The organism is Lysinibacillus sp. BF-4 (assembly GCF_000743635.1).
Taxonomy (GTDB): Bacteria; Bacillota; Bacilli; order Bacillales_A; family Planococcaceae; genus Metalysinibacillus; species Metalysinibacillus saudimassiliensis.
This window is the reverse complement of the sequence record NZ_JPUW01000014.1, coordinates 11,974-29,218: the sequence shown is the minus strand read 5'-3', so window position 1 is coordinate 29,218 and position 17,245 is coordinate 11,974. Positions and strand designations below refer to the sequence as shown.

Sequence of the window (17,245 nt, the reverse complement as noted above, 5' to 3'; positions counted from 1 at the left end):
TAAAACGAAGGAGGTATTCGTATGGAGCGAATTACTTGGAATCAATTTTTTATGGCACAATGTCATTTACTTGCGTTACGTAGTACATGTACACGTTTAGCTGTTGGTGCAACGATTGTGCGTGATAAGCGCATTATTGCGGGGGGCTATAATGGCTCGATTGCAGGGGACGAACATTGCATTGACCATGGCTGTTATGTGGTAGACAATCACTGTGTACGTACGGTTCATGCCGAAATGAATGCATTACTGCAATGCTCAAAATATGGTACACCTACACAAAATGCAGATTTATATGTGACCCACTTCCCATGCTTACCTTGTACAAAATCAATTATTCAAGCAGGCATTAAAAATGTATACTATGCGACGGATTATAAAAACAATACATACGCACTAGAGCTACTACAAAAGGCAGGCGTTACCGTAGAGCATGTGCCTTTTGATGAGCGTAAAATTGATTTTTTAAGCGACGAAAAACTACATTTGTATATGACAATGCTTGACGAGATGCGCCAAGCAGGTGTTGCGCCAGAGAAGATTGCTGACCTTGAAAAGCAGGTGACAGAAATCCTTGGTAAACAACTTCAAAAATAAAGGGATGCTAGTAGCGCTCGCAGTAGTTATTATTGCGAGTGCGCTGCAACTCTCCCCAGTAGTATTTTTACTATTATTCCCCTACACATTATGGTTATTTTATAAAAAAGAATCCCCTAAATTACTAATTATCATCGCAATTTGCACACTTATTTTACTCATTCAAACAAAACCTAAGCCACTGCCAGCAACCACAGAGCTAACGCTGCAACAAATGAAAATTACAGGCGCTACATTACGTGGTTTTGCGAAAGCAGATGGTCAAAAAATTTATGTAACATATCGTTTTACAAGTGCTGAAGAAAAAGCACTGTACCAAGCGACCTCATTGTATGGTAGTAAGATGCATGCTCAAGCTGAGTGGATACCGCCACCTCGACCTGCACATCGCTATGCTTTTTCGATGGCAAGTTATTTAAAAAGTGCGGGTGCTGTTGGTATGGTTGAGGTTAGCGAGTGGCAAGCAGTAGGCAAAGCAACAAACCTTGCGACAATGCTCGCTACGCAACGATTTAATGTAGCGAGACATATAGAAGATAATTTTCCTAAAAGCCTACAGGCAGAAGCACAGGCGCTTTTAATAGGCTTGCGTGATGATGTTGACGAGGAGTTGACGCGTGCCTATCAAATTTTAGGGATTACGCATTTGTTTGCGATTTCTGGCTTACACGTTGGGCTAATGACAGCTGTAATTTATTATAGCTTGTTGCGGCTTGGTGTTCGGCGTGAAAAAGCAACGTGGGTATTAATTGTGGCGCTTCCTCTTTATGCGATGCTAGCGGGTGGTGCGCCGTCAGTTTGGCGTGCGGTTACAGTAACTGTTTTAGTATTAGTACTACAACTTAAACAGCGACGGATTGCGGTAGATGATGCGCTTGCGGTAACGTTAATAGGTTTTGTCTTATGGCAACCATCTAGTATTTTACAGGTGGGCTTTCAATTGTCTTATGGTGCAACAATTAGCTTGATTTATGCACAGCGTATTATGAGCTTAAGTCAGCACGGGCTAGTAAAGGCTTTTATTATTACAAGTGTGACGCAACTTGCGGTTTATCCTATTATTTTGTATCACTTCTTTGAAGTATCCGTATCTTCACTCATTATGAATTTATTTTTTGTTCCGTTATTTTCTGTCGTAATTTTACCTGTGACGATGGGGTTATTTGTGCTGAGCTACTGTGTACCAGCTTTAGCGCAGGTAGGGTTTACTTTATATGAGCCGCTCCGTACACTGCTTACCGAACTAATTACGGCTTTAACGCAGCTGCCTTGGCAATTGTGGACGCCAGGCCGACCTGCTATATGGGGGTTAGCCCTTGCCTACGTAGGCGTACTTGCTGTGTTTTTATTACTAGAGATTGAGCGCTTTAAGCAAGCGCTAGTAGTTGGTGTGCTTTCTGTGCTACCTTTACACTTTGCTTATTTGGCAGAGCGCGATGTGACGGTAACTTTTTTGGATGTGGGACAAGGTGACAGTATTGTGATAGAGCTGCCTCAAAGGCGAGGTGTTTATGTCATTGATACAGGTGGTGTACTACGCTTTGATCGTAAGGAAGAGTGGCAAGTAGGCAAACCTTATGAAGTGGGAAGGCGTGTAGTCGTACCTTACTTAAAAGGTAAGGGCATTACAACGATTGATACGCTTATTTTAACGCACCCTGATGCAGACCATGTAGAAGGAGCGGAAGAGGTAATGCAAGAGCTCACAGTCAAAACCATTCATATGACACCAAATAGTTTAGCGAAAGCCGAGGTAATGCAAGCGGTCTATGAAGAGGCTGTAAAGCAAGGGATTCCATTAGAGGAGCCGGTACGAGGAGCGAGTTGGCAACGAGCTGGTGTAAATTTTATGTATGTGGCGCCGCAACAAGCGGGTGAGGGGACAAATAATGACTCACTTGTACTAGTACTACAATACGGCAAAATGCGCGCCTTATTTACAGGTGATTTAGAAGCCGAGGGTGAAAATAAGTTGCGAGATGAAATACTGCGTGATATTGATTTATTAAAGGCGGGGCATCACGGTAGTAAAACATCGAGTACAGAGGGCTTTATTGCGCATACTAATCCCAGACTCACTATTTTTAGTGCAGGCATTAATAATCGCTACGGTCACCCTCATCCTGACGTAGTCGCGCGTTTTGCGCCAGGTACTACATTAACGACAGCGGATGTAGGCACGATTGAAGTTAAATTAACACGAACAAATATGGCGATAAAATGACAAAAAGCATTTCGGAAGCGAAATGCTTTTTGTGCAGTAATAAAATTAGTTCATAGCTACGTATTCGAAAATAATTGCAATGATGAACATAGTTGTAAAGAAACCGAATGATACGCCAAAGCCAACGCCAGCGTCAATCGCATCGTTACGTTTTGAGTTAATGTTTTCACCTTCAAATGGATTCATTGCTATCCCTCCAATTCTGTATCTTATTATAAAACAACACCTATGAAAAAGCCATATCAAAAGGAAAACATAAAGAGGTGTGACAAATTTATAGTAAATCAAGTATAATGTACTGATGTATAAGGAGAGTGAACGTAAGTGCTTACAAAAATTTGGCGCGATATTGATAATAAAAAACTACAGCCCGTTTATTTACTCGTCGGCGAAGAAGCTTATTTAATTGACGAAACGGTGCGCAAGATCAAGCAGGCACTCGCGGCAGACGAAGAAGCGGAAGTTATGACGTACTCACTTGACGAAGTGCCAGTTGATGAAGTGTTAAACGAAGCGGATACAATACCATTTTTTACGGAACGCAAACTCGTTATCGCAAAAAATGCTACGATATTTAAAGCTAGTGATCGTGAAAAAGAAAAAATTACACATGATTTAAAGCGCTTTGAACAATATATGAGCAACCCAGCCCCATTTTCGGTAGTAGTAATGATTGCGCCCTACGAAAAGTTAGATGAGCGTAAAAAGTTTACGAAAGTAGCTAAGGCCAATGCCTGTGTCGTTGAGGCAGTTGCTCCTGAAGAACGTGATCTTGCGGTATGGATTACCTCCCGCGTACAGGAGTTAGGGAAGTCGATTGATGATGAGGCGATTGGTGCTTTACTAAATTTAGTAGGAACTAATATGCTTCAGCTAAATTTAGAAGTCGAGAAGTTAGCACTATATTTAGGAGCTGACGGTGTAGAGATTACAGAAGTAATGGTGAATGAGCTAGTGGCAAAAACTTTAGAGCAAGATGCTTTTAAAATGGTAGATGCCTACTTTGCCAATGATGAGGCAACTGCGCTAGAAATTTACCACGACCTACTGTTACAAAAGCAAGAGCCTATTATGTTAGTGGGGTTACTGGCCTCTACTGTACGTTTAATGAATCACTCTTATTATTTGCAGTCGAAGGGGTATAGCCAGCAGCAAATTGCTAAACAGTTAAAGGCACATCCTTACCGCATTAAAATGTTATTACAAAAGCGTAACCGTCCAACTGAGGAGCAGTTATTACGTGCGCTGTACGCGCTCTCTAAGGTGGATGAGGCGTTAAAAACAAGCAGTGGTAACCGTGAACGTCATTTAGAGTTATTTATTATGAAAGCGATGTGAGGCTGTCCTTAGGGGCAGTCTTTTTATTCATAGAAAAAAGGTTATCTACACGAAGTAGATAACCTTAGGAACAGCGATTATGCTTGTTTTGTAAGACGTGACTTAAGACGAGCTGCTGCGTTTTTGTGGATAAGACCTTTTGAAGCGGCTTTATCTACTGATTTAGTAGCTGCTTTTAAAAGCTCTTGTGCGTTTTCGCTGTTTTCAGCGATAGCAACGCGTGCTTTTTTAACTGCAGTACGCATAGCTGATTTCACTTGAGTGTTAGCTACGTTTGCTTTTTCGTTCGTTTTTACACGTTTGATAGCACCTTTAATGTTTGGCATGTATTTCACCTCCTGGATTAGATACGAGATGAGTATTTTCTCACGTTTTCGTGTCAATACAACAAAAATCATTTTAGCAAACGATACGTTAAATTGCAATAGTTTCGCGCAAAGAATATTTACTTGACAGCATAAGTCGTACAAAAAGGGTGCATAAAGCACGCCTTAGTAGTAGTTGTACATTGCCTAATATTCATAGTATAATTCTATATAGTTGAAATAGGAGTGAAGTACATGAACCGAGATGAAAGACAGAAAAGACAAGAGAATATCCGAAATTTCTCGATTATTGCCCATATTGACCATGGTAAATCGACGTTAGCTGACCGTATTTTAGAGCACACGCAATCATTAACGAAGCGTGAAATGAAAACGCGTATGCTAGATTCTATGGATTTAGAGCAAGAGCGCGGTATTACGATTAAATTAAATGCGGTACAATTAAAATATTTAGCGAATGACGGCGAAATTTACACAATTCACTTAATTGACACACCAGGACACGTAGACTTTACGTATGAAGTTTCACGTAGTTTAGCAGCGTGTGAGGGTGCGATTTTAGTTGTGGATGCGGCGCAAGGTATTGAAGCGCAAACATTAGCCAACGTTTATTTGGCATTAGATAATGATTTAGAAATTTTACCTGTAATTAATAAGATTGACTTACCTGCCGCTGATCCTGAGCGTGTACGTGAGGAGATTGAAGATGTTATCGGTTTAGATGCTTCGGAGGCAGTACTTGCCTCAGCCAAAGCCAATATTGGTATTGGCGAAATTTTAGAACAAATTGTCGAAAAAGTACCCGCACCAGAGGGTGACCCTGACGCACCACTACAAGCTTTAATCTTTGACTCTGTGTATGATGCATATCGTGGCGTTATTGCCTCAATCCGTATTGTAGAAGGCCGCGTGAAAGCAGGCGATAAAATTCGTATGATGGCAACAGGTGCTGAGTTTGAGGTAGTAGAGGTTGGGATTCATACACCGCACGTAACACCTGTAGAGGAGCTTACAGTTGGTGATGTTGGTTACTTAACAGCATCAATTAAAAATGTAGCAGATACACGCGTAGGTGATACGATTACGTTTGCTAATAATCCAGCGAGTGAAGCATTACCAGGTTACCGTCGTTTAAATCCAATGGTATTCTGTGGTTTGTACCCAATTGATACATCAAAATATAATGATTTACGTGAAGCACTTGAAAAATTAGAGCTAAATGACTCTGCGTTAGAGTTTGAACCAGAAACATCGCAAGCATTAGGTTTTGGTTTCCGTTGTGGCTTCTTAGGCTTATTACACATGGAAATCATTCAAGAGCGTATTGAGCGTGAGTTTAAAATTGATTTAATTACAACTGCACCGTCAGTAGTGTACCAAGTGCATATGACAGATGGCTCTGAGCTAATGGTAGATAACCCAGCCATGATGCCAGACCCACAAAAAATTGACCACGTAGAAGAACCTTATGTGAAGGCAGCTATTATGGTGCCAAATGATTATGTAGGGGCAGTAATGGAGCTTTGCCAAAAGAAACGTGGTAACTTCATTGACATGAACTACCTAGATACAACGCGTGTAGCTGTTAACTATGAGCTGCCATTATCAGAAATTGTTTATGATTTCTTTGACCACTTAAAATCAAATACTAAAGGTTATGCGTCATTTGACTATGAGTTAATTGGCTATAAAACATCAAAACTTGTGAAGATGGATATTTTATTAAATAGCGAACAAGTCGATGCTTTAAGCTTTATTGTTCACCGTGACTTTGCGTATGAGCGTGGTAAAGTTATCGTGGAAAAACTAAAAGAGTTAATCCCTCGTCAACAATTTGAAGTGCCTGTACAAGCAGCCATTGGACAAAAAATTGTAGCGCGTTCTACAATTAAATCTATGGGTAAAAACGTACTAGCAAAATGTTACGGCGGTGACATCTCACGTAAACGTAAATTACTTGAGAAACAAAAAGCAGGTAAGAAACGTATGAAACAAGTAGGTTCAGTAGAAGTACCTCAGGAAGCATTTATGGCTGTACTTAAAATGGACGACGATAAATAAGATACACTATCAAAGTTTGTAGCCTTTTGTAAAAATAGAATGACAAACGAACGATAAAATATAGAAATAGTTAAAGACAAAGCGTATACAGAGCGCTTTGTCTTTTTTTGAGCAAATACAATTTAGTGACTACATAATAACGAGAGTGTTTAACTATTGATAATGAGGCTTAATAGGTTGATTACTAATTAGCCTTTAATTTGCAACCTATTTTATTACGAAGACCAAAAAAATAGCCAGCACTAGGATGTGCTGGCTGGCGGTCCATCTTGATTGAGTAAAATAACACCTAAAATAATAAGCAATAGCCCAAGCGCGATAGTGACCGTAAACGGGTCGTTAAACAATAGCACACCAATAATTACAGTGGCAGCAGTGCCAACTCCTGACCAAATCGCATAGGCAACGCTAAGCGCCATATGACGAAGTGTGAGACTTAAAAAATAAAACGCGGTTAAGTAGCCAGCTATTACGACAAGAGAAGGCGCTAGTACCGTAAAGCCATTAGAAAATTTAAGCGCAAGCGTTGCTATAATTTCGGTTACAATGGCTACACTAAGCAATGCAAAACCCTTCATACTAGCTCACCACTATTCAATAGCACAACGCCTACAATGATGCACAGTAGGCCCAGTGCTTTTTTTAAGCTAATAACCTCTTTATAAACGATGACCCCAATAATAGCTGTAGCAGCTGTACCAAGCCCTGACCACATGGCATACGTAATACCAAGTGGCAATGTGAGTAACGTTAAAGACAAAGTATAAAACGCAACGCCGTAGCCTACTACAACGCCAAGAGAAGGCGCAAGTTTACGAAAGCCATCCGTCGCTTTGAGTAAAGAGCTAGCGATGACCTCAGCCATAATCGCGATGATAAGTAAAACGTAAGGCAAATGGATTTCCTCTATTCTGTTAAGCTTTGTTTAAGTGTGTGCCAACGCTCCTCGTGTTGCGTTGGGACTTCGACATAGTCGTCGAGACATTCAATAAAATGTTTTAAGCGTGTTTTTTGATGAATAAGTGCGTGCTTTGATGTGGTAGCCTGCTCTTTAAAATCATTTGATACATATTCAATGAGGGCAGCAGGTGGGTAATAGTTGCCTTGAATAAACTCCTCGTCAATTGATGCGAGTAATTGTCCAATAATATATTGCATCTCGTCAATAGTAAATCGTGCTTTGTCACCTAACCATTGACGCAGTAGCATAGTTGGCATTACGAGTTTTTCGTATTGTGTAGGTGAAAGATGTTGTTTGGCATAAGGTACTTGCGCATCAAACATCGCAAGTAAAACCGCACGTGCATTTTTAAGTAACTTTGTATTTTGTGTTAAGTTACTAACAAGTACAGTAGTGTAAAGCGTTGTTTCGATTAAAATCATATTTTGTGCGGCCGTACTTGCCTGTGGGCTAAGGTGTTCAGCCTCATCAAGTAAAGCATATAAATCCGCATGATAATAATAGGTTAAAAGCTCATAGATGTTTTCGAGCAGTAAGTGACGCTCAAAGATAGTCTTATCTGGTTTATTTAGTAATTGCCCAAAATATAGGGCCAGTGCGTGCGCGTCTTGCTCGGAAGAAATACAAATAATTGATTGTCGCATAAGTTAGCCTCCATTTTGTAAAGCGATTCTAGTGTTCAATATAATATGCTTTAGTCATGCCGACAAGTATTAACACTGCATTTGTTTCCTTATTTGTACGAAAGGGAAGTTAAATGATAGAATTAAGCTACACTAATTGAAGCAGGGAGTTAATGAGTATGAGCGAAAAAATTTATACATCAAGGGATGCTGCGAAGTTTTTAAATGTTAGCCCCGCTACATTAACCAACTATACGAAGCATTTAGAGGATAATGGCTATATGATCCAGCGCAATGCTAAAAATCATCGCTGCTTTGTCGGTGAGGATTTTGGTCGCATGAAGGCTATGGTTATTTTAAATCGTTTGCGTGGTATACCGTTTAGTGAAGCGGCGCAGATGGTCACAAACAAAAATACTAATATTAAAGAGATATTGCAGTTAGATAAGGATAACCTAGTAGAGGGTGATGTACCAGCTGTACAAAATAATGCAGTGCGAGCAACAGAGTTAACAGAGGTAGCGAAAGAACTTGATAATATTGTACAGCAAGTACAGGAGCAGGAAGCCATGCATAAGGCTTTTGTGCATGAAGTTGGCGATATTTTAACGCAACAATCAGATGTAATAAAACAGCAAAATGACTTGATAGAACAGCTCATTCGCGAAAATACTAGACAAAAGAAACGATCTTGGTTAAGCCGTTTGCTATTTCGTTAAAAGTACCGCTAATTTGGTACTTTTTTTTTATTCCCTTTTCTACTATAATAACAAAGTTGAGGAGGTTTCAATAATGAGAGACTTAGTAGAAAAAGCAGCACTGGGGAAAGCAAACATGCTCAGCAATGATAAGCCAGCATATTTAATGAACACAATGCTTGGTGGGATTTACATTGGTTTTGGTATGTTGCTATTAGTAACACTTGGGGGATATATGTCAGCTGAGCCAAGCTTAAAGCTTGCGCAGGGTGTAACATTCGGTGTGGCATTGACGATGGTATTATTAGCAGGCGCAGATTTATTTACAGGAAACCACTTCGTCATGACAATTGGTGCACTTAGCAAAAAGACAACATGGTCACAAGCTATTGCATCATGGGTAGGTAGCTATGCAGGTAACTTAGTAGGGGCAATTTTACTAGCAGGTGTCTTTTATGCTTCAGGCTTAGCTGTAGGCGACTTAGGGGCTTACATTGATAAGGTTGTGCATGGTAAAACAGCACCTGACACACTTGAGTTATTTATGCGTGGTATTTTATGTAATGTTTTAGTATGTATCGCAGTATGGGGAAATTATAAGCTGAAAACGGAGATGGGTCGTATTGCAGTTATTTTTTGCTGTATCACACCTTTCATCACAATGAGCTTTGAACATAGTATTGCTAATATGACAGCGTTTAGTGTAGCGTATTTTAATGGGGTAATTACACTAAGCGAAATCGTTCATAACTTAGTACCAGTAACACTTGGTAATATTGTAGGCGGCGTATTTGTTGCGATTGCTTACTGGGTAACGATTTTAAAAAATGATAAATAAAAAGTTGAGCCGATTTTTGGCTCAACTTTTTTAATTATGTGGGATATGGTGCTTTTGACAAAACTCACGTAGCTCATTATAAAGGTCAGGGCTATCAAAGCGTAGGAGCGATAAGTTTTGAGTAGTTGTAAAGACTTCTGCTTGAAAAATCGTGTCGTCCTGACGGCGTGTAAACTCGATACGTGCAATATCTGCAGTTGCCATATGACGCTTTTTAACAGTGCTGTTTAAAGCCATTACGCGGTAGGTAATACCTTTGTCTGTAATATGCAGTTGGTAATGCAAAAAAGAAATAAGCACAACTAGTACCATGGCCAAAACCGCAAGTAGGCTAATCTGAGGGAAGGGCCAAGGGATAACGGCAATTACAATAGTAATGAGAAGCCAAATAAATAATGTGAATTTTGGTGTCGTTGCAATATGCATAAATCATTCATCCTTTATTATAAGTTAGCTTTAGCCTATCGCATTTCATGCAGAAACTCTAGTGCATTTCTTCGCACTTGTGCACCATAGCGCTTATAATAGGAAAAGATTATTTTTGAGAGAGTAGGTCATAATTATGGCACGTGGTATTTATATTCATATTCCGTTTTGTCACCAAATTTGTAATTACTGTGATTTTAATAAATTTTTCTTTGCCAATCAGCCCGTAGGTGAATACATTGAAGCAGTGGGCAAAGAGCTAGCACTTTGGAAGGCACGTGCTCCAAAGGCATTTGAGAATGTAGAAACCGTATTTTTAGGTGGCGGCACACCAACGGCATTATCCGCCCCTCAAATTACACGCTTGCTGACATTAATTGCTCAGCAAGTACCACTTGCGCAAGTGAAGGAGTTTTCGTCAGAGGCAAATCCTGATGAGCTATCACGAGATAAGTTAGTAGCTTTATATGAGGGTGGTGTTAATCGCCTTAGTATGGGCGTACAATCTTTTGATGAAGCTTTACTTAAGCGCCTTGGTCGTACGCATAGTAACGCACATGTAATGGAAACAATTGCTACGGCTAAGGACGTAGGTTTTAAAAATATTAGTATTGATTTAATGTACGGCTTGCCTGACCAAACGATGGCACAGTGGCAAAGCTCATTACGTATGGCGTTAGATTTACAACTGCCGCATTACTCAGCCTACTCTTTATTAGTAGAGCCTAAAACCATTTTTTATATGGAGTACAATAAAGGGCGTTTGCCTTTGCCAACGCCACAGCTTGAAGGTGAAATGTATGATGTATTAATGCGTGAGATGGAAGCGGCTAATGTGGCACAGTATGAGATTAGTAACTTTGGGCAAAACTCGGTTCATAATACGATCTACTGGGACAACGACGAGTATATTGGCATTGGCGCAGGTGCGCATGGCTATGTAGGAGGCGTACGTTATGGCAACCACGGCCCACTTAAAAAATACTTCGCTGCATTAGCGTCTAACACACTGCCTTTATTAAATGAACATAAGGTAACAGAGCAAGAAGCAATGGAAGAACAATTATTTTTAGGGTTACGTAAAACAGCGGGTGTACCTAATGCTAGCTTTGAACAACGTTTTGGCAAAACGATGGACGAGGCATTTCCTGGTGTAATTGCCCCGCTTATTACGAAGGGGTTAGTTGTGCAAGATGTAGAAGGGTTGAGGCTTACACGTGCTGGTCGCTTTGTAGGAAATGAGGTTTTTCAACAATTTTTATTTTAGTGAGCGTTAACGTTGACATCATCTATAGGGTTTGATAAATTAGAAATAGATATTAGCACTCCCTTCAAACGAGTGCTAACAGAGGTGATGAATTATGTTAACGAATCGACAGCTAGAAATTTTGCAAGTCATCGTAGACGATTTTATCACGTCAGCACAGCCAGTTGGCTCACGACAAATTTCGAAGAAGGAGCATATCACGTATAGTCCTGCTACCATTCGAAATGAGATGGCAGACCTCGAAGAGATGGGATTACTCGAAAAAACCCACACCTCATCAGGACGTGTGCCTTCCGATAAGGGTTACCGATTTTATGTAGACCATTTGCTACAGCCTAAGCGGATCCGTAAAGATGATTTAATGCAAATTCAATCGGTATTTACAGACCAACATGTTGAGGTTGAGCAAGTTATTCGCAAGTCGGCTACTATTTTATCGCAGTTGACGTCGTATACGTCTATTATGTTAGGCCCGGATGTACAAAGCCATCGAATTAAAAAAATATCAATCGTATCACTAACAGATGATACAGCAGTAGCAATAATCGTGACAGATCAAGGTCATGTGGAGCATCGGACATTTACGATACCTGAGCGCTTTAGTGCCTCGGATGTCGAGAAGGCGGTCAATATTTTAAATGAACGCCTCTATAATGTACCACTTGAACAATTTGCCGTAAGCTTAGAGGCAGAGGTACAACGTTTACTACAGCAGCATATTCGTGCAGCTGATGAGTTTGTTGCCTCGCTCATTCAACAAGAGCCGCGTCAAACTAAATTGTTTTATGGTGGTAAAACCAATATGCTACGCCAGCCTGAATTTCACGATGTTAATAAACTTCGCATGTTGATGGATATGATGGAAACGCGTCAGCAGGTGTATGAGTTATTTACACCTAATGAGGCAGGGATTCATATTCGTATTGGCTCAGAAAATGAGCAACTAGCGATGGAAAATTGCAGTGTTATCACCGCAACCTATCAAGCGGGGGAAAGCACAGGTGCGATAGCAATTATCGGACCAACACGCATGGATTATGAACGTGTTATTTCATTAGTTGATTTAGTACGACACGATTTAACACGAGCCTTTAAAAAAGGCTAAGTAGGAGGGTAATCATGGCAGAAGAAAACAAAGATGTACAAGCTGAAGAAGTAGAAGCAGTAACTGAAGAAACGACAGAAGATGTACAAGAATTAACAGAAGAGCAAAAATTACAAGAAGAAATTACAACGTTACAGGCACGTGTGGAAGAAGAAGAAGCGAAATACCTTCGTCTACTTGCAGACATGGACAATATGCGTCGTCGTCAAGCTACAGAGCGTGAAGCGGCACAAAAATATCGTGCACAAGCCTTAGTCACTGATTTACTTCCTGTTTTAGATAACTTCGAGCGTGCGCTACAAGTAGAAGCAACGTCAGAAGAAGCGGCTTCTCTTGTGAAGGGCGTAGATATGGTTTACCGCTCATTACTTGAAGCAGTTAAAAAAGAAGGACTAGAAGTCATCCCTGCAGAGGGCGAGGCTTTTGATCCTAATGTGCACCAAGCAGTTATGCAAGAGGCAGATGCCGATAAAGCATCGGGTATTGTACTACGCGAAATGCAAAAAGGTTACCAATTAAAAGACCGTGTTATTCGTCCATCAATGGTATCAGTAAACGAATAATTGCTACCCCCCTTGCAGGTGAACGAATAACTCGTTAAAAGATGTGCACAATGCACGACAACTTTCAAATGATAAAATATACTAAAAGCATACAATTATTAGGAGGAAACAAATTATGAGTAAAATTATTGGTATTGACTTAGGAACAACAAACTCTTGCGTATCTGTATTAGAAGGTGGCCAACCAGTCATCGTAGCTAACCCAGAAGGTAACCGTACAACACCTTCAGTAGTAGCATTTAAAAATGGCGAGCGCCAAGTTGGTGAAGTAGCAAAACGTCAATCAGTTACAAACCCAAACACAATTATGTCAATCAAATCTAAAATGGGTTCTAACGAAAAAGTAACAATTGAAGATAAAGAATACTCACCACAAGAAGTATCAGCTATGATTCTTCAATACCTTAAAGGTTTCGCAGAAGAATACCTTGGTGAAAAAGTAACAAAAGCAGTAATCACAGTACCAGCTTACTTCAGTGATGCACAGCGTCAAGCAACAAAAGACGCAGGTACAATCGCAGGTCTTGAAGTAGAGCGTATTATTAACGAGCCAACAGCAGCAGCACTTGCTTACGGTTTAGAAAAACAAGACGAAGATCAAAAAATCTTAGTTTATGACCTTGGTGGCGGTACGTTTGACGTATCTATCCTTGAACTTGGCGACGGCGTATTTGAAGTACTAGCAACAGCTGGTGACAATAAATTAGGCGGCGACAACTTTGATGATAAAGTGATCGACTACTTAGTAGCAGAGTTTAAAAAAGAAAACGGCATTGACCTTTCTAAAGATAAAATGGCAATGCAACGTCTTAAAGACGCAGCAGAAAAAGCGAAAAAAGATCTATCTGGCGTAATGTCAGCAGACGTTTCACTTCCATTCATTACAGCTGGTCCAGACGGTCCATTACACTTAGAAGTAAAATTAACACGTGCTAAATTTGACGAGTTAACACAAGATTTAGTAGAGCGTACAATTGGTCCAGTACGTCAAGCACTTAAAGACGCTGGTCTTTCAGCTTCAGAATTAGACCAAGTTATTTTAGTTGGTGGTTCTACACGTATTCCTGCAGTACAAGATGCAGTACAAAAAGAAACAGGCAAAGAGCCACATAAAGGCGTAAACCCTGATGAAGTAGTAGCAATGGGTGCAGCAGTACAAGGTGGCGTATTAACAGGTGACGTACAAGATATCGTATTACTTGACGTAACACCACTTTCTTTAGGTATCGAAACAATGGGCGGCGTGTTCACGAAATTAATCGAGCGTAACACAACAATCCCAACATCTAAATCACAAGTATTCTCTACAGCAGCTGATAACCAACCAGCAGTAGATATTCATGTATTACAAGGTGAGCGCCCAATGGCAGCAGATAACAAAACGCTTGGTCGTTTCCAATTATCTGATATTCCAGCAGCACCACGTGGTGTACCACAAATCGAAGTAACATTCGACATTGACAAAAACGGTATCGTTTCAGTTAAAGCGAAAGACTTAGGTACACAAAAAGAACAAACCATCACAATTCAATCTGACTCTGGTTTAACTGAGGAAGACATCGAGCGCATGGTAAAAGACGCTGAAGCAAACGCTGAGGCAGATGCTAAACGTAAAGAAGCAGCAGATGTGCGTAACGAAGCTGACCAAATGGTATTCCAAGTAGATAAAACAATTAAAGACTTAGGCGAAAACATCAACGACGAAGAGAAAAAATCAGTTGAAGATGCACGCGACGAGTTAAAAACAACGCTTGAAGGCGAAGATACAGAAGCAATCAAAGCGGCTAAAGAAAAATTAGACGGCATTTTACAACCACTTGTAATGAAAATGTATGAGCAAGCAGCAGCAGCTCAACAAGCAGCACAAGAAGGTGGCGAACAGCCACAGGGCGGTCAAGACGATGACATTATCGACGCTGACTTTACTGAAGTAAAAGACGACGATAAAAAATAAGAGAGCTAGAAAAGCCAAAGACCGCTTGCGGCTTTGGCTTTTCTCTTGATACAATGAAATTTATGTTAAAGAATCGGAGTGTGAACTATGGCAAAACGCGACTATTATGAAGTGCTAGGCGTTGACAAGTCAGCGTCTAAGGACGAAATTAAAAAAGCGTACCGTAAGCTTTCAAAAAAATATCACCCAGATATTAATAAAGAAGCGGGTGCTGATGATAAATTTAAGGAAATTGCTGAAGCCTACGAGGTATTAAGCGACGAACAGAAAAAAGCAAACTATGACCAATTTGGTCACGACGGCCCACAATTTGGCGGCGGCGGTGGCTTCGGTGGTGGAGGCGGCTTTGGCGGCTTCGACGATATCTTTAGTTCCTTCTTTGGTGGCGGCGGACGCCGTGACCCGAATGCACCACGTCAAGGCGATGATTTACAATACCGTATGGACATTTCATTTGAGGATGCTGTCTTTGGTGCAGAGCGTGAGTTTGAAGTAACAAAAGAAGAAGAATGTTCAACTTGTCATGGCTCTGGCGCAAAACCAGGTACACAGCCAACAACATGTACGCACTGTAATGGTGCAGGTGAAATTAACCAAGCAGTAGATACACCATTTGGTCGTATGATGAACCGCCAAACATGTAAATACTGTGGTGGTACAGGTAAAGAAATTAAAGAAAAATGTACAACTTGTCACGGTAAAGGCACAGTAAATCGTCGTAAAACGATTAAAATCAATATTCCTGAGGGCGTTGACGAAGGTCAGCAAATGCGCGTATCAGGTGAAGGCGCACCAGGTGTTAACGGTGGGCCAGCAGGTGATTTATATGTAGTATTCCGTGTTAAACGTCATGAGTACTTTGACCGCGACGGTGATGATATTTTATATAACTTAAATATCTCATTCCCACGTGCAGCACTTGGTGGCACGGTAGAAGTACCAACCATCCATGGCACAGTGGAATTAAAAATCCCAGCAGGTACACAATCAGGCAAACGTTTCCGTTTACGAGGCAAAGGCGTGAAAAACGTGCATGGCTATGGCACAGGTGACCAAAATATTACCGTACATGTACAAACACCAACAAAATTAACAGAGCGTCAAAAAGAATTATTAAAAGAATTAGCTGAAATCGAAGGGGACCACAATCCTAACGACGGTGGCTCATTCTTTGACAAAGTTAAAAATAAATTTAAATAATTTAAACTAAAACGTTTAATCATTGATAAATGTAGAGGGTGCTGCATAAGCATCCTCTCTTTTTGTGCTTTATGGTAAACTACAAAAGAGAAAACATAGAGGAGTTGTTGCACATGCAATGGACAGAAATCGCAATCCACACAACAAATGAAGCTGTAGAGGCAGTATCCTATATTTTAGAACAAGCAGGCGCAAGCGGTGTTGTTATTGAGGATGTAGCAGATTTAACAAAAGAGCGCGAGGATATGTACGGTGAAATGTATGCACTAGATGCCAATGATTTCCCGGCAGAGGGCGTTATTGTAAAAGCCTACTTGTCAGAAGATAAAGCAACAACAGACAACTTCGCACAAATTAAAGCAGCCGTAACTAACTTAACAAGCTTTGGCTTAGCGATTGGTAAAAACGAAGTAACCATTACAGAGGTGCATGAGGAAGACTGGGCAAATGCTTGGAAGCAATACTATCACCCCGTGCGTATTTCGGAGCGCTTTACTGTAGTACCTTCATGGGAAGTATACGAAAAACAACAAGACAATGAGCTAATCATTGAGCTTGATCCAGGTATGGCATTTGGTACAGGTACGCACCCTACAACCGTGCTTTGCCTACAATCTTTAGAAAAATACCTACAGCCTAATGAAGAAGTAGTAGACATCGGCACTGGTTCAGGCGTACTGTCAATTGGTGCAGCGTTACTTGGTGCTAAAACAGTACATGCACTTGATTTAGATGAGGTTGCGGTACGTTCAGCACGTGAAAATATTGCGTTAAATAAGGTAGACCACCTTATTGAAGTACATCACGGCAATTTATTAGATACAGTAGAAAAACCAGCAGACGTGGTAGTCGCTAATATTTTAGCAGATATTATTTTATCCTTTACAGACGATGCGTTTAAAGTTGTAAAGCCAGGCGGTTTATATATTACATCTGGTATCATTGGTGCAAAACGCGCAGAAGTCGAGCAAGGCTTAGTGAAATCAGGCTTTGTGTTAGTAGAAACAATGGAAATGGAAGATTGGGTAGCGATTACGGCACGTAAGCCAGAGTAGGAGAGAACT

The 17,245-nt window shown here is 40.6% G+C and carries 18 protein-coding genes; 12 read left to right on the top strand and 6 right to left on the bottom strand.

Going from position 1 to position 17,245, the window contains the following annotated elements; translation table 11 throughout:
* Positions 1-21: 21 nt before the first annotated feature.
* Positions 22-597: a ComE operon protein 2 gene (locus CH76_RS06630; RefSeq protein ID WP_036144477.1), complete on the top strand. Its 576-nt coding sequence runs from the start codon at positions 22-24 to the stop codon at positions 595-597.
* Entirely contained in the window at positions 575-2,821 is a 2,247-nt protein-coding gene (locus tag CH76_RS06625; RefSeq protein ID WP_235190369.1) for a DNA internalization-related competence protein ComEC/Rec2, read from the top strand. Before CH76_RS06630 ends, CH76_RS06625 begins: the two co-directional genes overlap by 23 nt.
* A 45-nt stretch (positions 2,822-2,866) precedes the next feature.
* On the opposite strand, the gene CH76_RS13710 is transcribed toward CH76_RS06625, so the two are convergent.
* Entirely contained in the window at positions 2,867-3,007 is a 141-nt protein-coding gene (locus CH76_RS13710) for a YqzM family protein (RefSeq protein ID WP_036144475.1), read from the bottom strand.
* 138 nt (positions 3,008-3,145) lie between these two features.
* Here CH76_RS13710 and holA point away from each other — a divergent pair, with 138 nt between their 5' ends.
* A complete protein-coding gene (gene holA / locus CH76_RS06615; RefSeq protein WP_036144473.1) occupies positions 3,146-4,159 on the top strand; it encodes a DNA polymerase III subunit delta in 1,014 nt (337 codons plus the stop codon).
* 77 nt (positions 4,160-4,236) lie between these two features.
* Here the strand turns inward: holA and rpsT are convergent, their stop codons facing one another.
* A complete protein-coding gene (gene rpsT, locus CH76_RS06610) occupies positions 4,237-4,485 on the bottom strand; it encodes a 30S ribosomal protein S20 (RefSeq protein WP_036144470.1) in 249 nt (82 codons plus the stop codon).
* A 234-nt stretch (positions 4,486-4,719) separates the two neighbouring features.
* Between rpsT and lepA the strand changes: the two genes are divergently transcribed.
* Positions 4,720-6,546, top strand: coding sequence for a translation elongation factor 4 (gene lepA, locus CH76_RS06605; RefSeq protein ID WP_036144468.1), 1,827 nt, complete (start codon positions 4,720-4,722; stop codon positions 6,544-6,546).
* A gap of 242 nt (positions 6,547-6,788) precedes the next feature.
* Here lepA and CH76_RS06600 read toward each other — a convergent pair whose 3' ends face one another.
* The 3 genes from CH76_RS06600 to CH76_RS06590 are packed head-to-tail and all read right to left on the bottom strand — an operon-like array spanning position 6,789 to position 8,151.
* Positions 6,789-7,124: a multidrug efflux SMR transporter gene (locus CH76_RS06600; protein WP_036144466.1), complete on the bottom strand. Its 336-nt coding sequence runs from the start codon at positions 7,122-7,124 to the stop codon at positions 6,789-6,791.
* A complete protein-coding gene (locus tag CH76_RS06595; RefSeq protein ID WP_200877338.1) occupies positions 7,121-7,441 on the bottom strand; it encodes a multidrug efflux SMR transporter in 321 nt (106 codons plus the stop codon). Before CH76_RS06595 ends, CH76_RS06600 begins: the two co-directional genes overlap by 4 nt.
* An 11-nt stretch (positions 7,442-7,452) precedes the next feature.
* Positions 7,453-8,151, bottom strand: a complete 699-nt coding sequence (locus CH76_RS06590; protein ID WP_036144463.1) for a hypothetical protein — start codon at positions 8,149-8,151, stop codon at positions 7,453-7,455.
* A 158-nt stretch (positions 8,152-8,309) separates the two neighbouring features.
* On the opposite strand from CH76_RS06590, the gene CH76_RS06585 reads away from it, so the two are divergent.
* Both CH76_RS06585 and CH76_RS06580 read left to right on the top strand, forming a co-directional pair.
* On the top strand, positions 8,310-8,849 hold the full coding sequence (locus tag CH76_RS06585) for a hypothetical protein (protein WP_036144460.1): 540 nt from the start codon (positions 8,310-8,312) through the stop codon (positions 8,847-8,849).
* 73 nt (positions 8,850-8,922) lie between these two features.
* On the top strand, positions 8,923-9,666 hold the full coding sequence (locus tag CH76_RS06580) for a formate/nitrite transporter family protein (protein WP_036144458.1): 744 nt from the start codon (positions 8,923-8,925) through the stop codon (positions 9,664-9,666).
* Between the two features lie 30 nt (positions 9,667-9,696).
* On the opposite strand, the gene CH76_RS06575 is transcribed toward CH76_RS06580, so the two are convergent.
* Positions 9,697-10,092: a hypothetical protein gene (locus CH76_RS06575; RefSeq protein WP_036144456.1), complete on the bottom strand. Its 396-nt coding sequence runs from the start codon at positions 10,090-10,092 to the stop codon at positions 9,697-9,699.
* 136 nt (positions 10,093-10,228) lie between these two features.
* Between CH76_RS06575 and hemW the strand changes: the two genes are divergently transcribed.
* The 6 genes from hemW to prmA all read left to right on the top strand — a co-directional run bounded on the left by hemW (position 10,229) and on the right by prmA (position 17,236).
* The gene (gene hemW / locus CH76_RS06570; RefSeq protein ID WP_036144454.1) at positions 10,229-11,359 is read left to right on the top strand and encodes a radical SAM family heme chaperone HemW; all 1,131 of its coding nucleotides are present in this window, start codon (positions 10,229-10,231) and stop codon (positions 11,357-11,359) included.
* A gap of 94 nt (positions 11,360-11,453) precedes the next feature.
* On the top strand, positions 11,454-12,464 hold the full coding sequence (gene hrcA, locus CH76_RS06565; protein WP_036144452.1) for a heat-inducible transcriptional repressor HrcA: 1,011 nt from the start codon (positions 11,454-11,456) through the stop codon (positions 12,462-12,464).
* A gap of 14 nt (positions 12,465-12,478) precedes the next feature.
* A complete protein-coding gene (grpE, locus tag CH76_RS06560; protein WP_036144449.1) occupies positions 12,479-13,027 on the top strand; it encodes a nucleotide exchange factor GrpE in 549 nt (182 codons plus the stop codon).
* A 115-nt stretch (positions 13,028-13,142) separates the two neighbouring features.
* Positions 13,143-14,981 (top strand): molecular chaperone DnaK, encoded by a 1,839-nt coding sequence (dnaK, locus tag CH76_RS06555; RefSeq protein ID WP_036144447.1) that lies wholly within the window; start codon positions 13,143-13,145, stop codon positions 14,979-14,981.
* A gap of 87 nt (positions 14,982-15,068) precedes the next feature.
* Positions 15,069-16,181, top strand: a complete 1,113-nt coding sequence (gene dnaJ, locus CH76_RS06550) for a molecular chaperone DnaJ (protein WP_036144444.1) — start codon at positions 15,069-15,071, stop codon at positions 16,179-16,181.
* 113 nt (positions 16,182-16,294) lie between these two features.
* Entirely contained in the window at positions 16,295-17,236 is a 942-nt protein-coding gene (prmA, locus tag CH76_RS06545; protein ID WP_036144442.1) for a 50S ribosomal protein L11 methyltransferase, read from the top strand.
* Positions 17,237-17,245 lie beyond the last annotated feature (9 nt).